The sequence below is a fragment of the Lelliottia nimipressuralis genome, from assembly GCF_004402045.1.
Classification (GTDB): domain Bacteria; phylum Pseudomonadota; class Gammaproteobacteria; order Enterobacterales; family Enterobacteriaceae; genus Enterobacter; species Enterobacter chinensis.
In genome coordinates, this window is record NZ_SOMG01000030.1 from 1128671 (window position 1) to 1153063 (window position 24393).

Annotated in this window: 23 protein-coding genes, 1 pseudogene and 1 riboswitch; of the genes and pseudogenes, 10 read left to right on the top strand and 14 right to left on the bottom strand. The window is 53.4% G+C overall.

Going from position 1 to position 24393, the window contains the following annotated elements:
- Positions 1-70 precede the first annotated feature (70 nt).
- On the top strand, positions 71-1669 hold the full coding sequence (locus tag E3U32_RS22985) for an EAL domain-containing protein (protein WP_134350651.1): 1599 nt from the start codon (positions 71-73) through the stop codon (positions 1667-1669).
- Between the two features lie 6 nt (positions 1670-1675).
- Here the strand turns inward: E3U32_RS22985 and yoaE are convergent, their stop codons facing one another.
- Together yoaE and E3U32_RS23990 are read right to left on the bottom strand one after the other, a co-directional pair.
- Positions 1676-3235: a CNNM family cation transport protein YoaE gene (yoaE, locus tag E3U32_RS22990; RefSeq protein ID WP_134350652.1), complete on the bottom strand. Its 1560-nt coding sequence runs from the start codon at positions 3233-3235 to the stop codon at positions 1676-1678.
- Entirely contained in the window at positions 3223-3432 is a 210-nt protein-coding gene (locus E3U32_RS23990; protein WP_407057617.1) for a protein YoaL, read from the bottom strand. The genes yoaE and E3U32_RS23990 overlap by 13 nt, the downstream gene beginning before the upstream one ends.
- Before the next feature lie 264 nt (positions 3433-3696).
- Here E3U32_RS23990 and manX point away from each other — a divergent pair, with 264 nt between their 5' ends.
- The 5 genes from manX (at position 3697) to mntP (ending at position 7860) form a co-directional block, all read left to right on the top strand.
- Positions 3697-4662 carry a PTS mannose transporter subunit IIAB gene (gene manX / locus E3U32_RS22995; RefSeq protein WP_032658500.1) on the top strand — a complete coding sequence of 322 codons (966 nt, stop codon included), beginning with the start codon at positions 3697-3699 and terminating at the stop codon, positions 4660-4662.
- 47 nt (positions 4663-4709) lie between these two features.
- On the top strand, positions 4710-5510 hold the full coding sequence (gene manY / locus E3U32_RS23000) for a PTS mannose transporter subunit IIC (RefSeq protein WP_008500490.1): 801 nt from the start codon (positions 4710-4712) through the stop codon (positions 5508-5510).
- Positions 5511-5522: 12 nt separating this feature from the next.
- Positions 5523-6374 (top strand): PTS mannose transporter subunit IID, encoded by an 852-nt coding sequence (locus E3U32_RS23005; protein WP_006810994.1) that lies wholly within the window; start codon positions 5523-5525, stop codon positions 6372-6374.
- A 62-nt stretch (positions 6375-6436) separates the two neighbouring features.
- Positions 6437-6895 (top strand): DUF986 family protein, encoded by a 459-nt coding sequence (locus E3U32_RS23010; protein ID WP_134350653.1) that lies wholly within the window; start codon positions 6437-6439, stop codon positions 6893-6895.
- A gap of 198 nt (positions 6896-7093) precedes the next feature.
- Positions 7094-7283, top strand: a riboswitch (yybP-ykoY riboswitch).
- A 10-nt stretch (positions 7284-7293) separates the two neighbouring features.
- Positions 7294-7860 (top strand): manganese efflux pump MntP, encoded by a 567-nt coding sequence (mntP, locus tag E3U32_RS23015; protein WP_134350654.1) that lies wholly within the window; start codon positions 7294-7296, stop codon positions 7858-7860.
- Here mntP and rlmA read toward each other — a convergent pair.
- From rlmA to mgrB, 7 genes and pseudogenes are all read right to left on the bottom strand, one after another.
- The gene (gene rlmA, locus E3U32_RS23020; RefSeq protein WP_134350655.1) at positions 7857-8672 is read right to left on the bottom strand and encodes a 23S rRNA (guanine(745)-N(1))-methyltransferase; all 816 of its coding nucleotides are present in this window, start codon (positions 8670-8672) and stop codon (positions 7857-7859) included. The genes mntP and rlmA overlap by 4 nt on opposite strands.
- Before the next feature lie 65 nt (positions 8673-8737).
- Entirely contained in the window at positions 8738-10456 is a 1719-nt protein-coding gene (ftsI, locus tag E3U32_RS23025) for a peptidoglycan glycosyltransferase FtsI (RefSeq protein WP_134350656.1), read from the bottom strand.
- Positions 10457-10675: 219 nt separating this feature from the next.
- A complete protein-coding gene (gene cspE, locus E3U32_RS23030; protein WP_001062678.1) occupies positions 10676-10885 on the bottom strand; it encodes a transcription antiterminator/RNA stability regulator CspE in 210 nt (69 codons plus the stop codon).
- 12 nt (positions 10886-10897) lie between these two features.
- Positions 10898-11042 (bottom strand): annotated as a pseudogene (locus E3U32_RS23035) (DUF2627 domain-containing protein).
- A gap of 525 nt (positions 11043-11567) precedes the next feature.
- Positions 11568-12557: an MBL fold metallo-hydrolase gene (locus tag E3U32_RS23040; protein WP_134350657.1), complete on the bottom strand. Its 990-nt coding sequence runs from the start codon at positions 12555-12557 to the stop codon at positions 11568-11570.
- A 23-nt stretch (positions 12558-12580) separates the two neighbouring features.
- Positions 12581-12871 (bottom strand): YebO family protein, encoded by a 291-nt coding sequence (locus E3U32_RS23045; RefSeq protein ID WP_039263640.1) that lies wholly within the window; start codon positions 12869-12871, stop codon positions 12581-12583.
- A gap of 74 nt (positions 12872-12945) precedes the next feature.
- Complete coding sequence (gene mgrB, locus E3U32_RS23050; protein ID WP_006175995.1) at positions 12946-13089, bottom strand: PhoP/PhoQ regulator MgrB; 144 nt, start codon at positions 13087-13089, stop codon at positions 12946-12948.
- 162 nt (positions 13090-13251) lie between these two features.
- Here mgrB and E3U32_RS23055 point away from each other — a divergent pair, with 162 nt between their 5' ends.
- Positions 13252-13491, top strand: a complete 240-nt coding sequence (locus E3U32_RS23055; protein WP_134350795.1) for a YobH family protein — start codon at positions 13252-13254, stop codon at positions 13489-13491.
- A 65-nt stretch (positions 13492-13556) separates the two neighbouring features.
- Here the strand turns inward: E3U32_RS23055 and kdgR are convergent, their stop codons facing one another.
- Positions 13557-14348, bottom strand: a complete 792-nt coding sequence (gene kdgR, locus E3U32_RS23060; protein ID WP_134350658.1) for a DNA-binding transcriptional regulator KdgR — start codon at positions 14346-14348, stop codon at positions 13557-13559.
- 179 nt (positions 14349-14527) lie between these two features.
- Here kdgR and E3U32_RS23065 point away from each other — a divergent pair, with 179 nt between their 5' ends.
- On the top strand, positions 14528-15901 hold the full coding sequence (locus E3U32_RS23065; RefSeq protein WP_134350659.1) for an MFS transporter: 1374 nt from the start codon (positions 14528-14530) through the stop codon (positions 15899-15901).
- A gap of 50 nt (positions 15902-15951) precedes the next feature.
- On the opposite strand, the gene htpX is transcribed toward E3U32_RS23065, so the two are convergent.
- The 4 genes from htpX to E3U32_RS23085 all read right to left on the bottom strand — a co-directional run bounded on the left by htpX (position 15952) and on the right by E3U32_RS23085 (position 20375).
- Entirely contained in the window at positions 15952-16833 is an 882-nt protein-coding gene (gene htpX / locus E3U32_RS23070) for a protease HtpX (RefSeq protein WP_014884290.1), read from the bottom strand.
- 193 nt (positions 16834-17026) lie between these two features.
- Positions 17027-19075, bottom strand: a complete 2049-nt coding sequence (prc, locus tag E3U32_RS23075) for a carboxy terminal-processing peptidase (RefSeq protein WP_059312760.1) — start codon at positions 19073-19075, stop codon at positions 17027-17029.
- Positions 19076-19094: 19 nt separating this feature from the next.
- Positions 19095-19781: an RNA chaperone ProQ gene (gene proQ / locus E3U32_RS23080; RefSeq protein ID WP_023336085.1), complete on the bottom strand. Its 687-nt coding sequence runs from the start codon at positions 19779-19781 to the stop codon at positions 19095-19097.
- A 96-nt stretch (positions 19782-19877) separates the two neighbouring features.
- Complete coding sequence (locus tag E3U32_RS23085) at positions 19878-20375, bottom strand: GAF domain-containing protein (protein WP_134350660.1); 498 nt, start codon at positions 20373-20375, stop codon at positions 19878-19880.
- A gap of 132 nt (positions 20376-20507) precedes the next feature.
- Here E3U32_RS23085 and yebS point away from each other — a divergent pair, with 132 nt between their 5' ends.
- Together yebS and E3U32_RS23095 are read left to right on the top strand one after the other, a co-directional pair.
- Positions 20508-21791, top strand: coding sequence for a membrane integrity lipid transport subunit YebS (yebS, locus tag E3U32_RS23090; RefSeq protein ID WP_134350661.1), 1284 nt, complete (start codon positions 20508-20510; stop codon positions 21789-21791).
- Positions 21760-24393, top strand: coding sequence for a PqiB family protein (locus E3U32_RS23095; RefSeq protein ID WP_166790975.1), 2634 nt, complete (start codon positions 21760-21762; stop codon positions 24391-24393). The genes yebS and E3U32_RS23095 overlap by 32 nt, the downstream gene beginning before the upstream one ends.

Genomic DNA, 24393 nt, shown 5'->3' on the forward strand with positions numbered 1-24393 from the left:
CTGCTTTCCCCACTACACTTTTACTGTTGCGTCCGGCTTTTGTGGCTGGTGGCTTATCAGGCGACCGTTCATGCAAACTGCACAAACGATCATTAAAAACTATCGCCAAAAACGCGTTATCGTCTGTGTGACGGTTGCGCTCCTGACGCTCATCCTGACATTAGGTATTCGCTTTATTTCACAGCGCAATGTTAACCAACAGCGGATCATCGATTTTACCAGCCATTCCGTTCGCGCCCTTGATAACGTACTGCTTTCTTTAGAAAACCGCCGCAGCGTGCTGCAGCCACTGGTGGGTCAGCCCTGCCCGCAGGCGCATCTGGCCCTGCGAAAGCAGGCCGCCATTTTGCAGACGGTACGCTCCATCGCCCTGATCAAAGACGGTATCCTCTATTGCTCGAGTATTTTCGGCAGCCGTGATGTACCCGTTCGCGACTTCCAGAAGGAATTACCCGCCAGCACGGCGACGCTGATTTTATCGACCGATCAGTGGCTGCTGAAGGGCAGCCCGATAGTGATCCAGTGGTACCCCGTCTCCCGGGACGGTGAAGATGGCATCATTGAGATCATCAATATTGATCTGATCACTAAAATGATTCTGGAGCCCCAGCGTCCGCTTATCAATGACGTGGCGCTTAACGTGGGCGATCGCTTTTTACGCTATGGTCAACGCGTCACCGACAGCCTGACATTTGATGAAGATGGTGCGATTTTCCAGCAGTCATCATCCCGAAATCCTTTCACCATTACGGTCAGCGGACCGGGGCCCGGAGTATTAGCCTTAAAAAGTCTGCCAGCCCAGCTGCCGCTGGGACTCATGCTCAGCCTGCTGCTGGGCTATCTCGCCTGGCTGGCCACGGCAAACCGGATGAGCTTCACGTGGGAGATCGACATGGGGATTGCGTCGCGGGAATTTGAGCTTTTCTGCCAGCCGCTGGTGAATGCCCGTACCCAGAAATGCACTGGCGTTGAGATCCTGCTGCGCTGGAATAATCCCCGTCAGGGGTGGATTTCCCCGGAAGTGTTTATTCCTCTGGCAGAAGAACACAACCAGATTGTCCCCCTGACCCGTTATGTGATCGCCGAAACGGTGCGCCAGATAGGCTACTTCCCTGCCAGCGCCGGTTTTCACATCGGCATTAACGTCGCCGCCAGCCATTTCCGTCGCGCGGTGCTGTTACAGGACCTGAACCGTCTCTGGTTCAGCGCTAATCCGCGTCAGCAGCTGGTGATTGAATTAACGGAGCGGGATGCGCTGCTGGATGCGGATTATCGCATCGTCCGCGAACTGCATCGCAAAGGGGTGAAGCTCGCCATCGACGATTTTGGCACCGGAAACAGCTCCCTCTCCTGGCTTGAAAAGCTGCACCCGGACGTGCTGAAAATCGACCAGTCATTTACCACAGCCATTGGCACTGATGCCGTGAATTCAACGGTGACGGATATCATTATTGCTCTGGGTCAGCGGCTGAATATAGAACTGGTGGCTGAAGGGGTCGAGACGGAGGAGCAGGCGCGATTTTTACGCCGCCATGGCGTACCTGTTCTGCAGGGGTTTTTCTATGCGCGGCCTATGCCGCTTCGGGACTTTCCAGACTGGCTGGCGGGGAGAACTCCCCCGCCAGCGCGTCATAACGGACACATCGTGCCCTTAATGCCGCTGCGTTAAGCAGACTTACTCATCTTCATCGTGGGCAGATTGTTCTTTAACAATACGGACCATATCAACGCGATAGTCGTTGGCTTCGACAATCGTAATGTGCAGCGACGGCAGTTCAATCACATCGCCGACACGCGGGATTTGCCCGTTAACGGCGATAACCAGACCGGCGACGGTCGCGATGTCTTCTTCATCGTTGACCACGTTTTCCAGCCCCAGCGTGTGCGAGAGCGCGTGCAGGTCGGTCGTCCCTTTAACCAGCCAGCCTTCGCCGTCGGCGACGATCTCCGGCGTTTCGTCGGCATCCGGGAATTCACCGGCAATCGCTTCAAGCACGTCCAGCGGCGTTACCAGTCCCTGCACCACACCAAACTCGTTGGTGACGATAACAAAGCTACCGCGTGCGCGGCGCAGCACCCCCAGCAGGTTGATCGGATCCAGCGTTTCCGGAACGACAATCGCAGGTGATGCGGCGGCAACCGCTTCCACGTTAACGCCCTCTTCCAGGGCGACCAGCATCTCTTTCGCCCGCACGACGCCGATGATCTCATCCAGTTCACCACGACACACCGGGAACAGGCTGTGCGGTGAAGAGAGTAGCTGCTGACGAATCTCATCAACGCTCAGGTTTGCATCGACCCAGCTGATTTCCCCGCGTGGCGTCATGATCCCGCGCAGTGAACGAGAGGCCAGAGAGAGCACGCCGTTAATCATGTAGCGCTCTTGTTCCACAAACGCCCCTTCCGGGACCGGAACCGGGTTATGGTTTTCGGGATCAGACTGAACGTTCCCCTGACGACGACCGCCCATCAGGCGCAGAATGGCATCTGCGGTACGAGCGCGCAGCGGCTGATTAGACTGCTGCTTAATGAAGTTACGACGTGCAATCTGGTTGAACAGCTCGATCAGGATCGAGAAGCCAATCGCGGCGTACAGGTAGCCTTTCGGAATATGGAAGCCAAAGCCTTCAGCCACCAGGCTCAGACCGATCATCAGCAGGAAGCTCAGACACAGTACCACCACCGTCGGATGCTGGTTCACAAAACGCGTCAGCGGCTTCGAGGCCAGAAGCATGACCGCCATCGCAATGACGACCGCTGCCATCATCACCGGCAGGTGGTTCACCATGCCGACCGCCGTGATCACCGCATCCAGCGAGAAGACCGCATCAAGCACCACGATCTGCATTACCACCACCCAGAAGCTGGCATAGCCTTTACCGTGCCCATCATCATGCTGACGGTTTTCCAGCCGCTCATGAAGCTCAGTCGTCGCTTTAAAGAGCAGGAATATCCCCCCGATCAGCATGATCAAGTCACGGCCGGAGAAGGTGTAATCCATGACGGAGAACAGCGGTTTGGTCAGCGTGACCATCCAGGAGATGACGGACAGCAGGCCCAGTCGCATGACCAGCGCCAGCGAGAGACCAATCAGTCGCGCTTTGTCACGCTGTTTTGGCGGCAGTTTGTCCGCAAGGATAGCGATAAACACCAGGTTATCGATGCCGAGAACAATCTCCAGCACCACCAGCGTGAGTAATCCCACCCAGATTGACGGGTCCATTAAGAATTCCATGACAAGCTCCTGCTAAAGGAATGACGAAACGGTGCCCCACTCAATGTGGGCAAAACAGAGGCAGACAGAGTCGATACATGGCGAGGATCGCCGGTGAAAAAGGCGCGAAATGGCCTGGAAGATGACTGACGTCGGTGACGGTCCATATAGTGGGCTGTAGCCCTATACTCCTGAACAATTAAACGGAGGCTAAACATATCAGACACAATGCATTTTTAGCAAAGATTTACGTTCTTTTGCAAAATCGCGAAAAGACTTTATTTGTGTTGAGTAATTTCTGTATCGGGAAAGCTAAATTACGGATCTTCATCACATAAATTATTTTTTCACTATCTAAAATAATTCGCGTAAGTCTTAGTTTATTTCTCTCTAACCCTTATCTGAATCGATTCGGTTCGCCAATACGATTCTCAGTACGACTGCCCGGCAGGCGTATTAATGATAATAAAAGGAGGTAGCAAGTGACCATTGCTATTGTCATAGGCACACATGGTTGGGCTGCTGAGCAGCTACTCAAAACGGCAGAGATGCTGTTGGGCGAGCAGGAAAACGTCGGCTGGATCGATTTCGTTCCCGGTGAAAATGCCGAGACGCTGATTGAGAAGTACAACGCTCAACTCGCGAAGCTGGATACCAGCAAAGGCGTGCTGTTTCTCGTTGATACATGGGGCGGCAGCCCGTTCAATGCTGCCAGCCGCATTGTCGTCGATAAAGAGCACTATGAAGTTGTCGCCGGGGTCAATATCCCCATGTTGGTGGAAACCTTCATGGCCCGCGACGACAATCCGGCGTTCGATGAGCTGGTGGCACTGGCCGTTGAAACCGGTCGCGAAGGGGTAAAAGCCCTGAAAGCGCAGCCGGTTGAAAAACCAGCCCCTGCGCCTGCTGCGGCACCGAAAGCGGCAGCGCCGGCAAAACCGATGGGCCCGAACGATTACATGGTTATCGGCCTTGCCCGTATTGATGACCGCTTAATCCACGGCCAGGTCGCCACGCGCTGGACCAAAGAGACCAACGTTCGACGCATTATCGTCGTCAGCGATGAAGTTGCCGCCGACACCGTGCGTAAAACCCTTCTGACTCAGGTTGCTCCTCCTGGCGTTACCGCGCACGTCGTGGATGTCGCCAAGATGATTCGCGTTTACAACAACCCGAAATATGCGGGTGAACGCGTAATGCTCCTGTTCACTAACCCGACAGACGTTGAGCGCATTGTTGAAGGCGGCGTGAAAATCACCTCCGTGAACATTGGTGGTATGGCATTCCGTCAGGGCAAAACGCAGGTCAACAACGCCATTTCAGTCGATGCGAAAGATATCGAGGCATTCAACAAGCTGAATGCGCGCGGTATTGAGCTGGAAGCCCGTAAGGTTTCCACGGATCAAAAACTGAAAATGATGGATTTGATCGGCAAAGTTGGGAAATAAGCCCGCGCCGGTTTTTCACATAGAGCTTATGTAATAGGAGAAGTGCAATGGAGATTACTACTCTTCAGATTGTGCTGGTGTTCGTCGTCGCATGTATTGCGGGTATGGAATCCGTACTTGATGAATTTCAGTTCCACCGCCCACTGGTGGCCTGTACGCTGATTGGGGCCGTTTTGGGTGACATGAAAACCGGTATCATCATCGGTGGTACCCTGGAAATGATCGCCCTTGGCTGGATGAACATCGGTGCGGCAGTTGCGCCCGATGCCGCGCTGGCCTCTATCATTTCTACCGTTCTGGTTATTGCCGGTCACCAGAGTATTGGTGCAGGTATCGCCCTGGCGATCCCGCTGGCAGCCGCAGGCCAGGTTCTGACCATCATTGTTCGTACAATCACCGTAGCCTTCCAGCACGCAGCGGATAAGGCGGCCGAAAACGGCAACCTCACGGCACTGTCGTGGATCCACGTTTCGTCCCTGTTCCTGCAGGCGATGCGTATCGCGATCCCGGCCGTTATCGTCGCGATTTCCGTCGGTACCAGTGAAGTCCAGAGCATGCTGAACGCCATTCCAGAAGTGGTCACCGGCGGTCTGAACATCGCGGGCGGTATGATCGTGGTCGTCGGTTATGCAATGGTCATCAACATGATGCGCGCAGGCTACCTGATGCCGTTCTTCTACCTCGGCTTCGTGACCGCTGCATTCACCAACTTTAACCTGGTTGCACTGGGTGTGATTGGTGCGGTGATGGCGATTCTCTACATCCAGCTCAGCCCGAAATATAACCGCGTCGCGGGTGCCCCAGCGCAGGCTGCTGGTAACAACGATCTCGATAACGAACTGGACTAGCAGGTGAGCGAAATGGTTGATATGACAAAAACTACCACTGAGAAAAAACTCACTCCGGGTGATATTCGTGGCGTGTTCATCCGTTCTAACCTGTTTCAGGGTTCATGGAACTTCGAACGTATGCAGGCGCTGGGCTTCTGTTTCTCCATGGTACCGGCGATTAAACGCCTGTACCCGGAAAACAACGAAGCGCGCCGTCAGGCGATTAAGCGTCACCTGGAATTCTTTAACACCCATCCTTATGTAGCGGCTCCGGTTCTGGGCGTTACGCTGGCGATGGAAGAGCAGCGTGCTAACGGCGCAGAGATTGACGATGGTGCCATCAACGGTATCAAAGTCGGTCTGATGGGCCCGCTGGCCGGCGTTGGCGACCCGATATTCTGGGGTACCGTTCGTCCGGTCTTCGCGGCACTGGGTGCCGGTATCGCGATGAGCGGCAGCCTGCTTGGTCCACTGCTGTTCTTCATCCTGTTCAACGCCGTGCGTCTGCTGACTCGTTACTACGGCGTGGCCTACGGCTACCGTAAAGGGGTGGACATCGTTAAGGACATGGGCGGCGGCTTCCTGCAGAAACTGACTGAGGGGGCGTCAATCCTCGGCCTGTTTGTCATGGGGGCACTGGTTAACAAGTGGACGCACGTGAACATCCCACTGGTGGTGTCAACCATCACTGGCCAGGATGGACAAACTCGTGTCACCACCGTGCAGACTATCCTGGACCAGCTGATGCCAGGCCTGGTACCTCTGCTGTTGACCTTCGCCTGTATGTGGCTCCTGCGTAAGAAAGTGAACCCGCTGTGGATTATCGTTGGCTTCTTCGTCATCGGTATCGCGGGCTACGCTGTGGGCCTGCTGGGTCTGTAAAGCAATAACGTTAGACGCCGGGGGCTTGCCCCCGGTTTTTTTATCTGTTTACTGGAGGATGAATGACTGTCACGGACATCGTACTGGTTTTATTTATTGCAGCCCTTCTGGCTTACGCGATCTATGACGAGTTCATCATGCCCCGCCGTCACGGCGAGACGCTGCTCTCCCTTCCCCTTCTGCGACGCGGGCGCGTGGATGCGTTTATCTTCGCGGGTCTCATCGTCATTCTTATTTACAATAACGTCACCAGCCATGGTGCAATATTAACCACATGGTTATTATGTGCGCTGGCATTAATGGCGGTTTATCTGTTCTGGATCCGCACGCCGAAAGTCATTTTTAAAACTCGTGGATTTTTCTTTGCCAATGTGTGGATAGAATATAACCGTATTAAAGAGATGAATTTATCCGAAGACGGTGTACTGGTTATGCAATTAGAACAGCGGCGCCTGCTTATTCGGGTGAAGAATATTGACGACCTGGAGAGGATATACAACCTACTCCTTAAAACTCAATAAGTTAGATATATAGCAATGGCTATGTTCTGCGTTTATTTTGCGCAAGAAATATAGCCCAAGCTATATCCCCTTCGTTAATTTGATCTCTATTTGTTAACGATACCTTCACACTTAAAAGTAAATGAAAACTGTTCTCAATAAGCAGGTTGGATTATACTTATTCATTGTTGTTTTATATTCTCAAAATATGTTAAGGTTGCGCCCGTCGTTGGGGAGTAGCCGATTTCCTGTTCACAGGAAATGTACGTGTCAACATACTCGTTGAAAAACGTGGCACGTACGGATCGTTTTCAGCACATCTTATGTGTAGAGCGATCAGGCGAGACCATAGATACATCAACTGCTGTTTACTGGGGGCAGTGATGTGTCATATGGATATCCCCGGTCTGGACGCTGTTATGAATATCTCCGCTACGATCCTTCTCGCTTTTGGCATGTCCATGGACGCATTTGCGGCTTCCATCGGAAAAGGCGCCACGCTTCACAAACCGAAATTTTCAGAAGCCCTGCGCACCGGACTGATTTTTGGTGCTATCGAAACGCTGACCCCTCTTATCGGCTGGGGCCTTGGCATGCTCGCCAGCCAGTTTGTGCTGGAGTGGAACCACTGGATTGCCTTCATCCTGCTGGTATTTCTCGGCAGTCGAATGGTGATTGAAGGTTTTCGCGGCGGTGAAGATGAAGATGAGGAGCCGCTGCATCGCCACGGATTCTGGCTACTGGTCACTACGGCAATCGCCACCAGCCTGGATGCGATGGCTGTCGGTGTCGGTCTGGCATTCCTGCAGGTTAATATTATCGCCACCGCGCTGGCCATTGGCTGTGCAACCCTGATTATGTCCACGCTGGGCATGATGGTCGGACGGTTTATCGGCCCACTGCTGGGTAAACGCGCCGAGATCCTGGGGGGGATTGTGTTAATTGGGATTGGTGCCCAGATCCTCTGGGCACACTTCGCCGGTTAATCTTCGCGCTGCCAGACGTGGATACTAAAATCCGTCTGGCAGCGAAAGAGTGAATGCGCAGCTAACGCTTCCCACACTTCCGGCTTCGCCCGCCACGCAAACGGCGTCATCTGCAACAATGCTGTGGCCTCTTCCCCTTTCAGCGTCATTTCATACGCCACGGTTTGCGCTTGCTTCAGGGTAAAACCGGCCAGCTGTTCAGAATGAGGGGCATGCAGACGCACCTCATCGTAGATCAGCCCTTTCAGCTCCATCAGATGACGCGGGCCTGGCGTAACGGTGATCACCCATCCGCCCGGTTTCACCACACGCGCCAGCTCTTCCGCCTTACAGGGCGCGTAAATGCGGATAACAGCGTCCATACTGGCATCGTCAAACGGCAGCCGATGGCTGGATGCCACGCAGAACGTCACGTCAGTGTAGCGTTTAGCCGCCGCGCGAATCGCCACTTTCGACACATCCAGACCAAATGTCAGCGCGCCCTTCTCGCGAGCAACCTCCGCAAACCGCGCGGTGTAATACCCTTCCCCGCAGCCAATATCGAGCATGGCGGTTGCTGAACCAGACAAAATATCATCCAGTATTTTCGCGACCGTTTCCCGTAACGGCAGATAGTGTCCGGCATCGAGAAACGCGCGGCGCGCCTGCATCATCTCGGCACTGTCCCCGGGATCGCGGGAGCGTTTATGCTGCACCGGCAGAAGATTTACGTAGCCTTCTTTCGCCATATCAAACTGATGTCCCTGCGGACAGGTATAACTTTTATCTGAGTGCGTCAGGGCCGCGTGGCAAAGGGGACAACTGAAGGACATGGCTACTCCGGAGCATAATCAAAGGGCGAAGTGTACCGCTATTCGCCCTGGTTATAAACGCCCGGTTAGCGCATAACGATAAGGTGATCGGAACCCGCCGGTAGCCCGTCAGGCTTCACGTTCTCCAGACGCAGTACGTTACCCATAATCTCACTGAAGACAGGTGCGGAGACGGCACCGCCGTAGTAGGCTCCGTTTTGGGGATCGTTAATCACTACCACCAGGGCAAAACGCGGGTCGCTGGCAGGTGCTACGCCCGCAGTGTAGGCCACGTATTTATCGACATATTTTCCGCTATCGTCAATTTTCTTCGCCGTGCCGGTTTTCACCGCAACCCTGTAATCACGAACGGCGGCCTTAACGCCCCCACCGCCGGGTAGCGCGACGCTCTCCATCATGTGCTCCACTTCGTGCGCAATCTCTTCCGGCATGACGCGTTGGCCGATGACGGGGGGATCGATACGGGTAATGGAAAGGGGGCGCTCAAGCCCGAAGCCGCCAATTGTCGCGTAGACGTGCGCCAGCTGTAGCGGGGTTACCATCAGCCCGTAGCCGAAGGCAAATGTCGCGCGGTCGAGCTGGCTCCAGTACTTACGCCGTGGCAACAGTCCCGCGCTCTCCCCCGTTAAGCCAAGCCCCGTGTTGGTACCAAAACCAAAGTTTCTGTACGTATCAATAAGATGCTGGACTGGCATTGCCAGAGACAGTCGCGACACACCCGTGTCGCTCGATTTTTGCAGGATCCCGGTCATTGTCAGTTCAGGATAGTAACCCACATCGCGGATACGATGCCCGTCAAGGATATACGGGTGAGTGTCAATCACGCTATCCGGCTGGACCAGCCCCTGCTGCAGGGCCGTCATTAGCACCAGCGGCTTGACGGTCGAACCGGGTTCGAACGTATCGCTGATGGCGCGATTGCGAAAGTCATTTATCGTCGCACCTTCCCGATTATTGGGGTTAAAATTCGGATAGCTCGCCATGGCGAGTATTTCCCCGGTTGGGATATTAATCAGCACCGATGCACCTGACTCGGCCTTGTTCCAGGCCACGGCATTATCCAGCGCATCTTCGGTAATGGTTTGCAGCCGCTCGTCAATGCTCAACTGGATGTTGTGCGCCGGTGCGGGCGCAACTTCTGTCAGGTTTTCAACCACGCGTCCATAGCGGTCTTCCCTTACCTGCCGTACCCCCGCCTTGCCCGTCAATTGAGCGTTGAAGCTTTTTTCCACACCTTCAATGCCCTGCCCGTCAATATTGGTAAAACCAATCAGGTTTGCGGCGACATGCCCGGCAGGATAAAAACGGCGGGACTCATCGCGCAAATTGATGCCGGGCAAATTCAGTTTATCGATCCACTTCGCCTGCGCAGGATCGACCTGACGGGCAAGGTAAATGAAACGCCCCTGTGGACTGGCATTGATTCGCGCCGAAAGCGTGCTCAGGGAGAGATGCAGCGCATTTGCCAACGCCTGCCAGCGTTCATCAGCGCTGACGCCCCCTTTTGCCAGCACCGTTTTGGGATCGGCCCATACGGCCCGGACAGGCACGCTCACCGCCAGCGGTCGACCTTCGCGATCCATTATCATGCCACGCGGTGCATCAATTGCCAGTTGACGGAGGGATCGCATATCTTCCTGCTTCACCAGATTGTCAGGCTTGATGATTTGCAGCCAGGCAACGCGGCCCAGCAAAAAAGCCAGACTGCAAAAAATAGCGAAACAGAGCAGAGCAAAACGCACCGGCGTGAAATTTCCAGTTGCTGTTATTAATTTCTTCTTCACCTGAACCCCAGGGCTGTTAAACAACGCCCTGATTTAACGGGAAAAGACGGGAGGAAGGTGGCGAAACAGTGCTACTAACCTCGCAGCTTTGCAACAAGTTACGAACAAGGCCGCAGATCGTAATATTTTGAAAGATAAAGGGCATAAAAAAGCCCCGCGTTATGCGAGGCTTTATGTCTGAGATTGAAACGCGGCGCGTTTCAGTCAGCAGTGGTTCGATCAGATAGCAGTTACGTTAACTGCAGCTGGGCCTTTCTGGCCATCCTGAATTTCGAACTCAACGTTCTGGCCTTCAGCCAGAGTTTTGAAGCCGTTACCCTGGATTGCAGAGAAGTGTACGAACACGTCTTTGCTGCCGTCAGCAGGAGTAATGAAACCAAAACCTTTAGACTCGTTGAACCACTTAACTTGACCTTTAATCTTTGCCATTTGCAAAATTCCTTAGAGTGTTTTCTTAGCCCGCAGGCATTAACTGAGATAAAACTGAGACATTACTGCATGAGGCACTAATATAAGGTTCGGCAGAGAAGCGGTATTCAACGACAACGTGTTTACTCAGGACTTCTTTACTGAAAATGCCACACATAAACAGAACTGTACCTCGTTTGACCCAAAACGTGTTATCACACACAATGTTTAATATGGCAAGCCATTTTTAAACATGTCTCGATCCGCCGCACAAATTCGAACAGTGCTTGTCAGGTTTTGCACAATTATGCGCAATACGTACCGACAGCCCTGCTGCGTAACAAAGACCCAACGCTGCTTACACAGCCGCTGTAATCTAAGACATTTTTAACATAGCGCAATCATTACAAAGCGTCCAGCAACCGGGAAAAGAAATCTTAAGCATTGATTGAGTTAGAACAATTTGTGAAAACTTATGCTTAAATCATTGTAACGCGACCAAATTGTTTCAGGGAAAAAACATTGTTAATAACCCGCGGCCAGCTGTATTAAAATGCATCAGTTAATAAACAGTGTTATGCACCAAAATAATGAAATTTTTATGACTCTGCATCAAAACAAGGCAAGCAAAACGTTTCGATAAAAATAAAACATTCATATGCGCGTTTACATACAGAATATATGCAACAATTTATCGCGTCGTTTATAAGGATAAATATTCACCAATTTTCAGTATCCTGAAAGAATCATTAACTGGTGCTAAATTATCTAGCGCCTCAGTTAACTCCTGCACCGGTTCATCCAAGGCTTCATCTGCCAGTTCAAACACGCCCCAGTGAATGGGAAACGCCAGAGGACAACCCAGCTGCTGCCACAATGCCACCGCAGATTGCGGATCCATATGATGTACAGCCATGAACCATCGTGGGGCATAGGCACCCACCGGTAACGCGGCAGCATCAACAGGCCCCAGACGTTCAGGTATCAACAGCAGCTCAGGTGAATACCCTGTATCCCCGCTGAACCAGAAACGATGATGCCGCCCTTCCATGACCCAGCCGCACCATAAGGAGCGATTGCGGTTCCATGGCGTGCGCATACTCCAGTGCTGCGCAGGTACGGCGGTTAACGTCATCCCCTGCCAGGTGAAACTCTGCCACCAGTCGAGCTCAACCACGCGTTTTGCTCCCCGACGCCGAAACCAGGCGGCCAGACCTAAAGGGACGAAGAGACTCACGTCGGGAAAGCGTTTGAGAATACGGCGAATGGTCGCATCATCAAGATGATCGTAATGGTTATGGGAAATGACGACCGCATCAAGCTGATGAAGTTGCTCGACAGACAGTGCAGGAGGCGTTTTACGCTGTGGTCCCAGGAAAGGGAGTGGAGAGGCGCGCTGCGAAAAAACCGGGTCGGTAAGGATGATATTACCGTCTAGCTGTAGCAACACACTCGCATGCCCCAGCCACCACACTCCATCCTCTTGAGGTTGCGTAAGCTCGGCGGGTTGCCACCACTGACGAATAAAATCTTCATAACCCAGCGCGGGTGGTTTCGGCAAACCAGCTTCTTTACGCGCTTTACGCCAACGGTCCAGGTCGCCGGGTTGATGTCCAGCAGGATGGGTATTACGAAAACCGTTCGGGGTGTGGTGTTTCAGGGAGGGGTCATACCAGGGATTTTTCCAGACCACAGCCACCTCCCAGCACGAAAAAATTAACGCTCAGCCACCAGGCGGATAAAGTCGTCTTCGTCTTTGTTATCTTCAGCGACCACGTCTTTCGGCGCGTCTTTCTCTTCCGGCTCGTTAGCCTCACACAGACGGCGCAGCAGCGCGTTCTGACGTTTTTGCTGATCGAGCAGCGCTTCTAACAGTTCGATCTGCTCGTTCGTACGCGAACTGGCACGGTTCACGAAAAACCAGATGACCAGCCCCACAAGCAGAACAACCAAAGAAATCATCAGGGATGCCATATTCAGCAGCCCTGAATTCAGTAACTCACCCATTTCACCACCTCAATAAAAACGTCTATTTTACCACTGGCGCGAAGGAAGGAAATCACCTTGAGAAAAAATGCGTGTTACCACGGAATAAACTTATTAATTGCGCAGACGCCGCTAAAAAACTGTACATCCTGATCGCACATTACATTGATAGTCTGCGTCCATAACACCACGCACGCTATCAGCACGATAATCAGAATCACCCAGCGTATTTTTTTCACTCCACACTCCGTCTAAAGACCTGATGTAACCAGGTTATCACGGTTATCTTAAACAAGGACTAACTGTACCGCCAACACGCTTTTTTCAGAATCCTGCACTTGTTTCATAGCGTAAACCGTTTACGCTAGCTTTATGATAACAACGATAAAAAAGAGGTAATGATGCGCTTAATTATTCGAACAATTATTGCACTGGCCATCGTCTGGATTGGCCTTCTGTTAACGGGTTATGGTGTGCTCGTGGGGAGCACCGAAAACGCAGCCGGATTAGGTATTCAGTGTAAGTACTTAACGGCACAAGGACTGAGCACTGCGCAGTATCTGCATTCTGACAGCGGGTTCATTGGTTTAACAAACTGTCCTGTACTGCGTAAAACGTCCGTCGTCATCGATAATGGCTAATCAACCGGTTTAATCACTGACAAAAAACGCCGCAACATCTGCGGCGTTTTTTATGCTAACAGAGATTAAAACGGGTAGTCGTGATAACCCATCTGTTCAGAAATCTTACGTGCGGCAGTGTGCAGGATAGCCACATATTCGTGCAGACGCTCTTCTGAGAAGCGAAGGGTTGGGAAAGAGATACTTAAACCCGCGATCACCACGCCAAAACGGTCAAACACCGGAACGCCGATACAGCGCAGCCCTTCTTCCTGTTCTTCATTATCTTCGCCATACCCCTGCTCACGCACGTGATCAAGCACCGTTAACAGTTCGTCAGTGCTGGTAATGGTTCGTGTCGTACTGCGTTTGTATTCCACGCCATCGAGGATCTGCTTCACTTCCTCGCAATCGCGCCACGCCAGCAGAACCTTACCAATGGCGGTACTGTAGAGCGGGTTGCGACGACCGATGCGCGAATACATGCGCAGATTGTACATGGAGTCGATTTTATGGATATAAACAATGCTGTCTTCATCCAGCGCACCGAGATGTATGGTCTCTTTGGTCAGGCGCGAGATTTCGCGCATCTGAATATCAGCGCTGCGGATCAGATCAACATTTTGCAGCGCACGGGCACCGAGTTCGAACAGTTTAAGGGTCAGAGAGTATTTTTCTGACTCGCCTTCCTGTGCAACATAGCCCAGTGACTTCATGGTTTGCAAAAAGCGATAAACGGTGCTTTTCGACATCATCACGCGCTGCGACAACTCTGTAATACCAATTTCACGCTCTTCCCCGAGCGCCTGTAAGATGCCAAACACCTTCAGCACGGAAGAAACAGAATCTGGCTGTTTATCCAAATCCGCAATAGCCATTTACCACCTCATAGAGAGTGTTTTATAAAAATCAGAACCGGTTTTTATTATAAGTTCCCGTCATGTCACCTGCAATCAATCCGCGTTTACTTCGTTACAAATCTGCGACATATCGCGCCAGTAACAGTGCTAAAATAGTTACCCTGAGAATAATTTCACGCTGAGCTTTTTTAATCCTAATGGAAAAAAATCTTTCCGATGGCCTGCCTTTACCCCAGCGGTATGGCGCTATAGCGACCATCATTATCGGTATCTCAATGGCCGTCCTTGACGGCGCAATTGCGAACGTTGCCCTGCCAACTATCGCCAGCGACCTGCATGCCTCCCCAGCCAGTTCAATATGGATTGTTAACGCCTACCAGATTGCGATTGTGGTTTCCCTGCTCTCGTTCTCTTTCCTGGGCGATATGTTCGGTTACCGTCGGGTGTATCAGTGCGGTCTGGTGGTTTTCACCGTTACCTCATTGTTATGTGCACTTTCTGATTCACTTCATACCCTGACGCTTGCACGCATTGCACAAGGTTTTGGTGGCGCGGCGCTCATGAGCGTAAACACGGCGTTGATTCGCTTAATTTATCCCCAGCGACATCTGGGGCGCGGCATGGGGATAAACTCGTTTATTGTCGCCGTCTCTTCCGCCGCCGGGCCAACCATTGCGGCGGCTATTCTTTCCGTTGCCTCCTGGCAATGGCTGTTCGCCATTAACGTGCCGCTGGGTATCGTGGCCATCTTCTTTGCCCTGCGCTTCCTTCCCGCTAACGGTCCTAAAAGCACCATGCCGCGCTTCGACGTCGCGAGCGCGGTGATGAATGCCCTCACCTTTGGCCTGCTGATTACCGCCCTGAGCGGCTTTGCGCAGGGGCAATCACTGGTGCTGACCGGAGTGGAACTGCTCGCCCTGCTGGTCATAGGCTTCTTCTTTGTTCGCCGCCAACTCACTCTCCCGGTGCCTTTACTGCCTGTTGATCTGCTGCGTATTCCCCTCTTTTCGCTCTCCATTTGCACGTCTGTCTGCTCGTTCTGCGCCCAGATGCTGGCTCTGGTGTCGCTGCCCTTCTTTCTACAGAGCGTGGTAGGACGTTCAGAAGTGGAGACCGGACTGCTGTTAACGCCGTGGCCGCTGGCAACGATGGTGATGGCGCCGCTGGCAGGTTACTTAATTGAACGCGTTCATGCCGGTTTGTTGGGTGCTTTGGGGCTGGCGGTGATGGCGACAGGCCTCTTCGCGCTGGCGTTGCTACCGTCATCGCCGACCGATCTGGACATCATCTGGCGCATGATCCTGTGCGGTGCGGGGTTTGGCCTGTTCCAGTCTCCTAACAACCACACTATTATCACCTCCGCACCGCGTCATCGCAGCGGAGGTGCCAGCGGCATGCTGGGGACCGCGCGCCTTCTGGGACAAAGCACCGGTGCGGCACTGGTTGCCCTGATGTTTAACCTCGCCGGACAAAATGGCAATCATGTTGCTCTCCTCACCGCGGGTTTCCTTGCCACCCTCGCGGCTTTCGTCAGCGGCCTGCGGGTGACCCAGCCCAGGGTTCAGGCATAAAAAAAGCCGGGCGGAGTATTCTCCTGCCCGGCTCATTGCGGTTCTTTGTGTTACTTCAGATATTCCCCACTGCGCAGCGCTTCAATACGCTTATCCAGCGGCGGGTGAGACATAAACAGCTCGCTCAGCGATTTCGATTTACCGTTAATGCAAAAGGCCATCATGCTGTTCGCTTCCTGCGGCTCATAGCTGGTTTTCAGACGCTGCAGCGCCGCAATCATCTTCTCACGGCCAACCAGTTTCGCTGAGCCGGCATCCGCGTGGAATTCACGGTGACGAGAGAACCACATGGTGATGATGCTGGCCAGAATACCGAATACCAGTTCAAGAACCATGGAGACAGCGAAATAGATCAGCGGGTTACCGTTGCTCTCTTCCCCTTCGTCGCGGTTGCCGCCCATAAAGCCAGCCGCAATCTGCGCCAGAATACGAGAGATAAAGATAACGAAGGTGTTCACCACGCCCTGAATCAGGGTCATGGTTACCATATCACCGTTTGCGATATGGCTGATTTCGTGAGCAATAACCGCTTCGGCTTCGTCACGGCTCATGTTCTGCAACAGACCAGTGCTGACGGCAACCAGTGATGCATCACGACGGGCACCTGTGGCGAAGGCGTTGATATCAGGAGCATGGTAAATGGCCACCTGCGGCATGGCGATCCCGGCCTGACGGGATTGCTGAGCCACCGTATTCATCAGCCACTGTTCCATATCATTACGCGGTTGCTCGATAACCTCACCGCCTACTGATTTCAGCGCCATCCACTTCGACATCAGCAGGGAAATGAAAGAGCCACCAAAACCAAACAGCAGCGCCATAATCAACAGACCCTGAACGCTGCTCGACTGAATCCCTGTCAGGCTTAGCACGAGCCCGAAAACCACCATTACCGCCAGGTTGGTGAGCAGGAAGAGCGCGATTCGCATCATAATTTTCTTTTTACCTCAGTTTAACAAAACGCACTATGCGATTACCCACATCGTATGGGTATTGCGGCTATTTTCAAGCATCCGGCGGGCGTAAGTCACCAGAAAGACACAACTTTACACAATTGAAAATCAGGCTGACGGAAGGATGCAGAACAAAAAGAAACAGGCACAATTTCTTGTGCCTGTTGGGAGGTTATTTTGCCGGAGCGGGCTGTACGGCAGGCTTGTCTTTTTCCAGATTCGCCAGGTCGAGTGCGATATGCACCGTCTCGTCCAGATACGGATCGGGCTCCTGGTAATCTTTAGGCAGATCGTCCAGTTTCTTGAGCAGAGGCTTACCTTCACGCTTGAAGCGATCGTTGATACGCGCCAGACGCGTTGCATCGTCTTCGTTGTTCTCTTTCTCACGCTGAGCGTAGTTCAGAGAAACAATATTCCGTTTATCTTTCAGAGCATTGAAGCGAGCAATGTCCTTCATGATGTACTGGAATTCCGGATCTTTCGCGATGCGGTCGTTATGTGACTTCAGCAGTTCAGGACCAAACTGCGTCATGTCACCCGCCTTCACGTACGTCGCGGCATTGATGCTGTCCCACGGCAACGCGTTATCTTCAAACTTCTCGCCGGTTTCAGTCTCTTCCGTGCCTGTCGGCATCATGATATCCGGCGTGACGCCCTTACGCTGCGTACTGCCGCCGTTCACACGGTAGAATTTCTGGATGGTGTACTGAACAGAGCCCAGTGCAGGCCATTCCGGACGCAGCATCTGATCGTAAATACGATTCAGAGAGCGATACTGCTGAACAGTACCTTTCCCGAAGGTTGGCTCACCGACGATCAGCGCACGACCATAGTCCTGCATGGCAGCGGCAAAGATTTCAGACGCGGAGGCGCTGAAGCGGTCAACCAGCACCACCAGCGGGCCTTTGTAGTAGACCACACCGTCGTTGTCAGCATCTTCACGCACTTTACCGTTGTTATCGCGCACCTGAACCACAGGACCGGATGGAATAAACAGGCCAGAGAGAGAAACCGCCTCTGTCAGCGCACCGCCGCCGTTACTGCGCAGATCGATGATAACGCTGCTGACGTTCTGCTTTTCAAGCTTCTGCAGCTGTACTTTCACATCGTCAGTCAGCCCCACGTAGAAGCCAGGAATATCCAGGACGCCCACCTTCTCTTTACCCACGGTTTTCACCGACATTTTCACCGCGCGATCTTCCAGACGGATACGCTCGCGGGTCAGGGTAACGATACGGGTTTTGGTGCCTTTTCCGGCCGGCAGAACTTCCAGACGAACCTTGCTGCCTTTCGGACCTTTGATCAGTGCAACCACGTCATCGAGACGCCAGCCAATCACGTCGACCATGTTCTGGCCGGTTTGTCCCACACCCACAATACGATCGCCTACGCTAATCGCTTTGCTTTTGGATGCCGGGCCACCTGCGACCATTGAATTGATCACCGTGTAATCATCGTCCATCTGCAGTACCGCGCCGATACCTTCCAGAGACAGGCTCATTTCGGTATTGAACTGTTCGGTGTTGCGTGGAGAGAGATAGTTGGTATGCGGATCGATTTCGTGAGCGAAAGCAGTCATGGCCAGCGAGAAGACATCCTCACTGTTGGTCTGCGCCAGACGACGAATGGCAAATTTGTAACGACGCGTCAGCGTGTCACGGATCTCTTTTTCATCTTTGCCGGTCAGCTTAAGACTCAGTTCGTCGTATTTAACTTTGCTGTCCCACAGCGCATTCAACTCGGCTTCATCTTTCGGCCAGGGTGCTTTACTGCGGTCCAGATTAAAGGTGTCGGTACCGGTGAAGTCCATTGGACGTTCCAGCACTTTCAGCGCGTACTGATAGCGTTCGAAACGGCGCTTTTGCGACAGGTTGTAGAGATCGTAAAACAGATCCAGCTTGCCTGAACGCAACTCGTCACCCACCTCGGATTTGCGCTTAGCGAACTGCTCGACATCGCTGGCGAGCAAAACGTTATGGCTGTAATCCAGCAAGTTCAGATAGCGGTCAAAGATTTTGGCCGAAAAGGCCTGATCGAGATCGAACTGACGATAGTGCGAACGGGTAAAACGTGAGGTCACGCGCTCGCTCACCGTCGCGTGTTGCGTCTCTTCCTTAAGGACCGGAATTTGATCAACACGGGTGATATCGTCCACTGCAAAAGCATGACCTGTTATGGCAAACAGGCCCGCCAGCGCGGTGAGCTTAAAAAAAGTGTTCATGCCAGGCTTGGCCTCCGTTTCAGAACAACAAGTGTTCTGCGCGTACAATCATTGACATACCAGAAGTCAGCTGTACACGAACGCCATCTTTGGTGATTTCCAGTACGGTGGCGTCCATAGCATTGTTGCCCGCTTTAACCTTCAGCGCCTGACCAACGCTCAGGGCGTTAATGTCTGAAACCGGAGTATGGCGCGGCTCTTCACGAGGGGCGCGCGGGGCTTTAGCTGCTGGTTTGTCAGCACGCGGTTTGCGATCGTTATTATCGTGACGACGCGGTGCAGGACGTGGTTTACGCTCGCGACGAGGCGCTTCTTCCTGACCGTTTGCCGCTGCGGCTTCGCGTTTTTTCGCTTGCTGCTCTGCACGTTGTGCCTGAACGCGTGCTTTGGCTTCTTCAAGCTGTTTACGCGCGTGCTCAACGTGCTGCTCGTCCAGCTCACCACAAGGGTTGCCGTCGAGATCCACACGCGTCGCGCCCGCTTTGATACCGTAAAGGTAACGCCAGCTCGAAGTATAAAGACGTAAGGCGGAACGCAGCTGAGTTTTGCTGAGGTTCATTTCCCCCTCAACACGCGCCACCAGATCCTGAAAAATACCGACTTTCAGGGGACGAGCTTCACCTTCCGCGCTGAAGCACTGCGGGAAACGCTCGGCCAGAAATGCGATAACTTCTTTACTGCTATTCAACTTAGGTTGATTTTCCATGAAATTTCCTGATTACAACGGACGTTGCCAACAAGCGCAGGCATGAACAGGCGTCATTATAATGACGCTATCAGTAAATGCTACGTTATCCGTTGATTATCCTGCGACGCTCGCAAAGAATTTTTGATAATCGGTTGCTGATAGTACGTTTTCCAGATTCGCCACCAGTTCGCGCAGCCCCTGTTCGTCCTCGGTTGTAAAGCGGCCGAAGACCGTGCTGTCGATATCCAGAACGCCAATAATCTGATTTTTTACCGCCAGCGGCAGAACGATTTCAGAATTACTGGCGGCATCACAGGCAATGTGCCCGTCAAACGCATGAACGTCTTCTACACGCTGTACCTGATTTTCGGCCACAGCAGTGCCGCATACGCCGCGTCCTACCGGGATGCGCACGCACGCCAGTTTGCCCTGGAACGGGCCAAGCACCAGCGTTTCACCTTCCAGAAGGTAAAAGCCGGCCCAGTTCACGTCAGAGAGACGTTCAAACAGCAATGCGCTAGTATTTGCCAGAGTGGCTAAGAAGCTGGTCTCACCCGCCATCAATGCCTTAAAATCGCGGTTTAGATCCGCGTAGAATTCTGTTTTGTTCATTATTCAATCACTTGGTTGTCTTACAAAATTACCGCATAGCCTATTAAAATAAGCATTAAATGCGCTCATGCTCAAGATGAATCCGTTCATGAGTTATTATAACTTTCAACAATACTTATTTGTGCGCAGCTGATGGCCTTAAAAACAACCAAAATTACGCCGACAAGAAAGATAACTGTCCATACGGTAAGCAAAGCTTTGCCCCGTGCACATTATCAGCGTTGTCCCCAGTGCGATACGCTTTTTATGTTGCCGAAGATGAAATCGCACCAAAGTGCCTTTTGTCCCCGCTGCGACGCCAAAATTCGTGACGGCCGCGACTGGTCTTTAACCCGCCTCGCCGCGATGGCTGTCACCATGCTGCTGCTGATGCCCTTCGCCTGGAGCGAGCCGCTGCTGAAACTCTACCTGCTTGGCGTACGCATTGATGCCAACGTGCTGCAGGGTATCTGGCAGATGACCCGTCAGGGCGACCCAATCACTGCCGCCATGGTGCTGTTCTGCACCGTCGGCGCGCCGCTGGTGCTGGTCGCCGCCATTGCCTATCTTTGGTTAGGCAATATTCTTGGCATGAACCTTCGTCCGGTGCTGTTGATGCTGGACAAACTCAAAGAGTGGGTGATGCTGGATATTTATCTGGTGGGCGTGGGCGTTGCGTCAATAAAGGTGCAGGACTATGCATTTTTGCAGCCCGGCATCGGACTCTTTGCTTTCATCAGTCTGGTATTGCTGAGCATTCTGACGCTGATACATCTAAACGTTGAGCAACTCTGGGAGCGATTTTACCCTCAACGCCCCGCCACACGTCCTGATGAAAATCTCCGCGTCTGTCTGGGATGCCACTACACCGGGTTACCCGACACACGTGGACGTTGCCCACGGTGCCACATTCCGTTAAGGCTGCGACGCAACAACAGTCTGCAAAAATGCTGGGCCGCACTTATCGCCTCTCTGGTGTTTCTGATCCCAGCCAACATGCTTCCTATTTCCATTATTTACGTGAATGGCGGGCGTCAGGAGGATACTATTCTTTCGGGTATTATCTCCCTTGCACACAGCAACGTCGGGGTGGCTGCGATTGTCTTTATTGCCAGTATCCTGGTTCCCTTTACCAAAGTCGTGGTGATGTTTACCCTGCTTATCAGCATTCACTTTAAGTGTGAACAAGGCTTACGTACCCGCATTCTGCTTCTGCGATTCGTCACCTGGATTGGCCGCTGGTCAATGTTAGATCTGTTTGTGATTTCGCTGATGATGTCGCTTATCAATCGCGACCAGTTACTTGCTTTTACAATGGGACCCGCGGCTTTTTATTTCGGCTCTGCGGTGATATTGACTATTCTTGCTGTGGAATGGCTGGATAGCCGCTTACTTTGGGATGCACATGAGTCAGGAAACCCCCGCTTCGCCGACTGAAGCGAGAATTAAAACAAAACGCCGCATTTCGCCATTCTGGTTGCTGCCCGTCATCGCCCTGATGATTGCAGGCTGGCTTATCTGGACGAGCTATGAAGATCGCGGGAGCACGGTCACCATTGATTTTCAGACCGCTGACGGCATTGTTGCCGGGCGAACTCCTGTTCGCTTCCAGGGGGTTGAAGTCGGTACGGTTCAGGACATCTCCCTTGGAAAAGGGCTGAACAAGATACAGGTGCGGGTCAGTATTAAATCTGACATGCAGGATGCCCTGCGCAGCGAAACGCAGTTCTGGCTAGTGACGCCGAAAGCCTCTCTGGCCGGGGTATCCGGGCTGGATGCCCTCGTGGGCGGTAACTACATCGGCATGATGCCGGGCAAAGGTGAGCCTCAGGATCACTTTGTGGCACTGGATACTCAGCCCAAATACCGTCTCAATAACGGCGATTTGATGATCCATCTCCAGGCGCCGGATCTCGGCTCTCTGAACAGTGGCTCCCTGGTCTATTTCCGAAAAATCCCGGTTGGCCGCGTGTACGACTACGCGATTAACCCGAATAAACAGGGCGTCACCATTGATGTTCTGATCGAGCGTCGCTTCACTAACCTGGTGAAAAAAGGCAGCCGCTTCTGGAACGTATCCGGCGTGGACGCCGACCTCAGCCTGAGCGGCGCGAAGGTGAAGCTGGAGAGCCTGGCCGCACTGGTGAATGGCGCCATTGCCTTTGATTCCCCGGAAAACTCAAGCCCTGCCTCCGCCGATGACACGTTCGGGTTGTACGCTGACCTGGCGCACAGCCAGCGCGGCGTGATCGTCAAGCTCGCCCTGCCCGATGCTAAGGGGCTAAAAGCTGGTTCAACGCCGCTGATGTATCAGGGGTTGCAGGTTGGTCAGCTCACCAAAATGACGCTCAACCCGGGCGGCTCAGTCACCGGCGAAATGACGGTCGATCCTAGCGTGGTCGACCTCCTGCGCGAGAAAACGCGCATCGAAATGCGCAGTCCGAAGCTCTCCCTGAACGATGCCAGCCTCAGCACCCTGCTGACCGGCAATACGTTTGAGCTAATCCCCGGTGAAGGTCAACCCAGCAATAGCTTCGTGATTGCCCCGGCAGATAAAGCCCTGCTGCAAAAACCGGGTGTAGTGACGGTTACGCTGAATGCACCAGAAAGCTATGGTATTGAAGCCGGACAGCCGTTGATTTTACACGGCGTGCAGGTCGGACAGGTGCTGGAGCGTAAGCTCTCCGCGAATGGCGTGACGTTCTCGGTCGCCATCGATCCGCAATACAGCGACCTGGTACATGGCGACAGTAAATTCGTGGTGAACAGTCGCGTCGACGTGAAAGTTGGGCTGGACGGCGTGGAGTTCCTCGGTGCCAGCGCCAGCGAATGGGTTAACGGCGGCATCCGTATTTTACCAGGAGATAAAGGCCCCGTGCGCGAAAGCTACCCGCTGTATGCCAACCTGGATAAAGCGATTGAAAACAGCCTGAGCGATCTCCCTACCACCACGCTGACATTAAGCGCCGAAACGCTGCCGGACGTACAGGCAGGCTCCGTGGTGCTGTATCGCAAGTTTGAAGTCGGGGAAGTGATCACCGTGCGCCCCCGTGCGGACGCGTTTGATATCGAACTGCATATCAAGCCGGAGTACCGCAAGCTGCTGACACCAAACAGCGTCTTCTGGGCCGAGGGTGGCGCGAAAGTTCAGCTTAACGGCAACGGACTGACCGTGCAGGCCTCCCCGCTCTCACGAGCGCTGCGCGGGGCGATTAGCTTCGATAATCTCAGCGGTGCCGGCGCGAATCTGCGTAAAGGCGATAAGCGTATTCTCTTCCCGTCCGAAACCGCCGCACGTGCCGTGGGTGGGCAAATTACCCTGCACGCGTTCGATGCCGGCAAGCTGGCGGAAGGTATGCCAATCCGTTATCTGGGCATTGATATCGGACAGATCCAGAAGCTGACGCTGATCACCGCGCGTAACGAGGTACAAGCTACCGCAGTGCTTTACCCGGAATATGTTCAGACCTTCGCCCGCACGGGTTCGCGCTTCTCGGTGGTCACGCCGCAGATTTCGGCTGCGGGCGTTGAGCATCTCGACACCATCCTGCAGCCGTACATCAACGTTGAGCCCGGCCAGGGCAATGCCCGCCGTGATTTTGAGCTGCAGGAAGCCACGATCACCGACTCACGCTACCTTGGCGGCCTGAGCATTGTGGTGGAAGTGCCGGAAGCGGGCTCGCTGAATATCGGCACGCCGGTACTGTTCCGCGGCATTGAGGTGGGTACGGTCACGGGCCTGACGCTCGGTACGCTCTCCGACCGCGTGATGGTGGCGTTACGTATCAGCGAACGGTACCAGCACCTGGTCCGTAATAACTCGGTATTCTGGCTGGCATCCGGCTATTCGCTGGACTTCGGCCTGACGGGAGGCGTGGTGAAAACCGGCACCTTCAACCAGTTCATTCGCGGCGGTATCGCGTTTGCCACACCACCGGGAACACCGCTGGCGCCGAAAGCGCAGTCGGGTAAACACTTCCTGCTGCTCGAAAGTGAACCGAAAGAGTGGCGCGAATGGGGAACGGCCCTGCCGCGTTAA